Annotated in this window: 1 protein-coding gene; it reads right to left on the bottom strand. The window is 73.3% G+C overall.

What is annotated here, in order from left to right; translation table 11 throughout:
* Positions 1-107: 107 nt before the first annotated feature.
* Positions 108-453: hypothetical protein (locus tag G3I71_RS47415; protein WP_203733156.1), on the bottom strand; the 346-nt coding region annotated here is incomplete at its 5' end.

Genomic DNA, 453 nt, shown 5'->3' with positions numbered 1-453 from the left:
GAGGGCGGTCGAGTCGGATCCGGGCGCCCCCTTGCGTGCGTCCCATCGGACGGCGCGGGCCCCGGGTGAGGCGCCGGAGCGCATCTCACCCGGGGCCCGCTCCGGTCTCAGTAGGTGAACGCGGCGACGCGCTGTCGCAGGTCGTCGGACAGGCGGGCGAGCTCGGCGACCGAGGCACCCATCTGGCCCAGCGTCGTTGACGCCTCCTGCGCCGAGGACGCGACCCCGGTGATGTTCGCCGCGATCTCCCCCGACCCCGTCGCCGCCTCCCCCACACCGCGCGACATCTCGTTCGTCGTGGCCGTCTGCTCCTCCACCGCCGAGGCGATCGTCAGCTGGTAGTCGTTGATCGAGCGCACGATCCCCTCGATCTGCCCGATCGCGTCCACCGCCCCCGCCGTGTCGCCCTGAATGGCCTCGACCCGCCGCGCGATGTCCTCCGTGGCCTTCGCC

The organism is Streptomyces sp. SID12501, assembly GCF_010550245.1.
In the GTDB taxonomy this organism is placed as follows: domain Bacteria; phylum Actinomycetota; class Actinomycetes; order Streptomycetales; family Streptomycetaceae; genus Streptomyces.
Note: the sequence above shows the minus strand (reverse complement) of the source record. Positions and strands in the feature narration are given on the sequence as shown.